Source organism: Cupriavidus lacunae (assembly GCF_003353055.1).
GTDB lineage: Bacteria > Pseudomonadota > Gammaproteobacteria > Burkholderiales > Burkholderiaceae > Cupriavidus > Cupriavidus lacunae.
This window is the reverse complement of the sequence record NZ_QKWJ01000182.1, coordinates 1-4,545: the sequence shown is the minus strand read 5'-3', so window position 1 is coordinate 4,545 and position 4,545 is coordinate 1. Positions and strand designations below refer to the sequence as shown.

Here is a 4,545-nt window from a genome sequence, read left to right as displayed (position 1 = left end):
TGGCCCAGCATCACGACAGCCCCGTGCGAGCGCAGCGACGCACTCCGTGCCCGGGCACCCGACCTACGATACTGAGTGCGCGCAGCGCAGCCGTAGGCGTCCTACCGATGACCTCGTTAGCAGGCTGCCAATAACCTAAAGTCGGGTTCGTCCAATAGTCCGTCGACGTAGGCACCGGACAGGGTGCGTAGCAGGGTCGAACCACCAACCCCATCGAACGGAAATCACCACCGCCCGAATCACCCCCGCCGCCAAATTGGTGGCCAGCCGCCAGAGGCGACGCGTTTTTTGGTTACTTTTTGTCGCTCGGACAAAAAGTGACCCGCCCAGCAGGGCGGAACCAAGCGGTTAAATCTACGACAACATCGAACCCGACCTACATAACCAGACCAACAAGCACCCCACAGGAAACCTCAAACCTGCCCATGCCACCCCGGCGGCACCACCTCCAGCACCCTCCGCTGCCCAACCCCATCTCCGTCACCCGCCGGAGGCAAATCCACGACCTGCTGCCGAAACACCGCCTCCAGCGTCTGATCCAACTGCGGATTATCCAAAACCGCCTTGAGCGCATCAGCCCCCCGCAGTTGCTGCGCCAGCGCGGTGCGCGGCAGCCTCGGCAGGTTCAGCACCAGCCGGTCATGCAGCGTGCGCAGCGTCACCTGCGACGGATCGCACAACAGCGCCCAGTGAGCCTGGCCACGCTCCTGCTGCAGGCGCCCGATCAGGTGCATGGCCTTGAGCTTGCCCAGCAACCCCGCCAGGTAATCGGCCTCGACCCGCAGCTTGCGGCTCAGGTCCAGTTCGCCAACGCTGCGCGGCACCTCATCGCGCGCGCGGTAGAGCAGCAGCAGCACGCCCAGCGCATCGAAGAACTCGCTGCCGGCAAAGGTGCGGCGGCGCCAGTAACCCTGCCGGATCACCGGCAGATTGGCTGCGATGGTCGCACCCAGCAGCGTCACCAGCCAGCTCAGATAGATCCACAGCAGGAAGATCGGCAGCGCCGCAAAGGTGCCGTAGACCGCCGTGTAAGTCGGGATATGCGTGATGAAATAGCCGAAGCCGCGCTTGGCAAACTCGAAGGCGATTGCCGCCACCAAACCGGCCACGATGGCATCGCGCCACTCAACATAGGCATTCGGCACGGCTGTGTACAGGAAGGCAAAGGCCAGCGCCGACAGCAGCACCGGCGTCGCGCCCACCAGCAGGCCCAGCCCCACCGGCATGGTGCCGACATAGCCGGCCGAGACCGAGATCAGGTAGGAGCTGATCGACAGGCTCGCGCCGATCAGCACCGGCCCGAAGGTCAGCACCGCCCAGAACACCAGCACCCGTTGCGCCAGCGGGCGGCGCTGCTTGACGCGCCAGATCGCGTTGAGCGCGTCTTCGACGGTCAGCATGGTCAGCACCGAGGTGACCATCAGCCCGCCCAGGCCCATCGCGGTCAGCCCGCGCGCGCTCTTGGCGAACATGCCCAGGTAGCGCTGGATCGATTCGCTGACATTGCCGGGGATCAGGTTCTGGAAGAGGAACGCCTCGATGGCGTTGCGAAAGTCGCGGAACACCGGGAAGGCGGCCAGCAGCGCGAACGCCACCGTCAGCACCGGCACCACGGCCAGCACGGTGGTGAAGGTCAGGCTGGCCGAGACCTGCGGCAGCCGGTCTTCGCCGGCGCGGCGCAGCGCATAGCGCGTCAGGGCGCGTAGCTTCTGCAGGTTCCATTCCCGGCGCAGGCGGGCGACGCGGGCTCCAATCATGCGCAAACAACCTCCTGGATCTGGTCTGTCGGATCGATGGGCGCCCCCGCTGCGCCTGGGGCGCGAGGCCGATGGGAGATGGCGCGGGGGGCGCATCTATAATACGCGCATTGTTTCCGGCATCCTCTGTGCACCGCCCTCCACCGCCGGCCATCCCGCTCCATGACCGACATCCTCGTCCTGTACTACAGCCGCCACGGCAGCACCCGCAAACTTGCCGAACTGATCGCCAACGGTATCGACAGCGTGCCCGGCGCCCAGGCCCGGCTGCGCACGGTGCCGCCGGTTTCCACCGTGTGCGAGGCCACCGCGTCCGATATCCCGGCCGACGGCCCGCCCTATGCCGAGCTGCGCGACCTGGAGGAATGCGCCGGGCTGGCCCTGGGCAGCCCCACCCGCTTCGGCAATATGGCCGCGCCGATGAAGTACTTCCTGGATGGCACCGTGGGCCAGTGGTTGTCGGGCGCGCTGACCGGCAAGCCGGCCTGCGTGTTCACCGCCACCGGCAGCCTGCACGGCGGGCAGGAAACCACGCTGTTGTCGATGATGCTGCCGCTGCTTCACCACGGCATGATGATCCTGGGCCTGCCCTATTCCGAGAAGGGCCTGATGACCACCGCCTCCGGCGGCACGCCCTACGGCCCCAGCCACCATGCCCACGGCGACAATCGCGGCCCGGTCACGGAAGACGAATCGGCGCTGGCCATCGCCATGGGCCGGCGGCTGGCGCAGACTGCGCTGCGCCTGACGGGAGACGCGGCATGACCCCCATTTCCAACAGCGACCAGGCGCTGCACAGCCCCTGGCTGTACCGCTTCAGCGTCGGCAGCCTGCTGGCGCTGATGGTGCTGTGCATCGCCTGGGAATGGTTCCTGGCGCCGCTGCGCCCGGGCGGATCGTGGCTGGTCATCAAGTTCCTGCCGCTGCTGTTGCCGCTGCGCGGCATGCTCACGCGCAATCGCTACACCATGCAGTGGTCGTCGATGCTGATCCTGCTGTTCTTCACCGAAGGGATCGTGCGCGCCACCAGCGACCGGGCGCCCTCCTCCACGCTGGCGTGGGTGGAGGTTGCGCTGACGCTGGTGTTCTTCACCAGCACCATCCTGTACCTGCGGCCATACAAGCGCCGCGCCCGCGCGGCCGGCAAGGCCGCCGCGCCCAAGTCCTGAACCTCATCCCGCCATCGCCATGACCTCGCCTCAAGACTCCTTCCTCGCACTGTGCCGCGCCGCGCTGGGTGCGCAGCACGTGCTGACCGACGCGGCCGACAAGGCGCCCTACCTGACCGACTGGCGCAAGCGCTACAGCGGCGAGGCGCTGGCGGTGCTGCGTCCAGGCACCACCGAGGAAGTCGCCGAGGTGGTCCACGCCTGCCATGCGCACAAGATCGCCGTGGTGCCACAAGGCGGCAACACCGGCCTGTGCGGCGGCGCCACGCCGGTGGCCGGGCAGGACCAGGTGGTGGTCTCGCTGCAGCGCCTCGCCCGCATCCGCCAGGTCGATCCGCTCAACAACACCATCACGGTCGAGGCCGGCGTGGTGCTGCAGCACCTGCAGGACGTGGCGCGCGAGCACGGCCGGCTGTTCCCGCTGAGCCTGGCGGCCGAGGGCAGCTGCACCATTGGCGGCAACCTGTCGACTAACGCCGGCGGCACCGCGGTGCTGCGCTACGGCAACACGCGCGAACTGTGCCTGGGGCTGGAAGTGGTAACGCCGTCGGGCGAGATCTGGCACGGCCTGCGCGGCCTGCGCAAGGACAACACCGGCTATGACCTGCGCGATCTCTTTATCGGCGCCGAAGGCACGCTGGGTATCATCACCGCCGCGGTGATGAAGCTGTTCCCGCTGCCGCGCGCCTCGGTCACGGCGCTGGCCGCGGTGCAGAGCCCGCGCGCGGCGCTGGCGCTGCTGGCCATCGCGCAATCGCACGCGGGCGCCATGCTGACCGGGTTCGAGCTGATGTCTGCGCTCAGCATGACGCTGGTGACGCGGCACTTCCCGCAGCTGCGCTATCCGTTCGCGGATATCCACCCGCAACTGGTGCTGCTGGAACTGTCCGACAGCGAAAGCGAAGCCCATGCGCGCGGCATCTTCGAAACCATGATGTCGGCCGCCTTCGACGCCGGCGTGGTCGCCGACGCGGTGGTGGCAGAATCGGTGCAGCAGTCGCGCGATTTCTGGAACCTGCGCGAGCATATCCCGCTGGCGCAGGTGGAAGACGGCAAGAACATCAAGCACGATATCGCCGTGCCGGTGTCGCGCGTGGCGGACTTTATCGAGACCACCGACGCGCTGCTGCAAAACGCCTTCCCCGGCGCACGCATGGTGACCTTCGGCCACCTTGGCGACGGCAACCTGCACTACAACGTGTCGCCGCCGGAAGGGGTCGACCATGAAGCGTTCCTGACCCACCAGGACCAGGTCAACCGCATCGTGCACGACAGTGTGCGCTCGCATAACGGCTCGATCTCCGCCGAGCATGGGCTGGGCCAGCTCAAGCGCGAGGAAAACCGGCTCTACAAGAGCGAGGTCGAGCTGGCGATGATGCGCGCGATCAAGCGCGCGCTCGATCCGATGGGGCTGATGAATCCCGGCAAGGTGGTCTGACGCGCCGCGCCATCATCGCGCCAGTTCGGCGCGGATATATGCCGCCGCCTCCTCTAGCCCGAACTTTGAGCTCGCGGCGCGCTAATGCCTTGATTTCTCACGGTTATGCGCGCGCGAGCGAGTCGATTACTGGGTACAGGCGACGGGGCTGACGTTGAGCAGGCGGAAGGCCTTTTCTTGA

General features: G+C 67.1%; 4 protein-coding genes. 3 read left to right on the top strand and 1 reads right to left on the bottom strand.

The features are described from left to right. Nucleotides 1–413: 413 nt before the first annotated feature. A complete protein-coding gene (locus DN412_RS42260; RefSeq protein ID WP_115216912.1) occupies nt 414–1,757 on the bottom strand; it encodes a YihY family inner membrane protein in 1,344 nt (447 codons plus the stop codon). A gap of 162 nt (nt 1,758–1,919) precedes the next feature. On the opposite strand from DN412_RS42260, the gene wrbA reads away from it, so the two are divergent. The 3 genes from wrbA to DN412_RS42245 are packed head-to-tail and all read left to right on the top strand — an operon-like array spanning nt 1,920 to nt 4,364. Next, nucleotides 1,920–2,522 (top strand): NAD(P)H:quinone oxidoreductase, encoded by a 603-nt coding sequence (wrbA, locus tag DN412_RS42255; protein ID WP_078195918.1) that lies wholly within the window; start codon nt 1,920–1,922, stop codon nt 2,520–2,522. Further along, nucleotides 2,519–2,926, top strand: a complete 408-nt coding sequence (locus DN412_RS42250; RefSeq protein WP_115216911.1) for a DUF2069 domain-containing protein — start codon at nt 2,519–2,521, stop codon at nt 2,924–2,926. The genes wrbA and DN412_RS42250 overlap by 4 nt, the downstream gene beginning before the upstream one ends. Nucleotides 2,927–2,945: 19 nt before the next feature. Further along, nucleotides 2,946–4,364 carry an FAD-binding oxidoreductase gene (locus tag DN412_RS42245; RefSeq protein WP_115216910.1) on the top strand — a complete coding sequence of 473 codons (1,419 nt, stop codon included), beginning with the start codon at nt 2,946–2,948 and terminating at the stop codon, nt 4,362–4,364. The last annotated feature ends 181 nt before the right edge of the window (nt 4,365–4,545 follow it).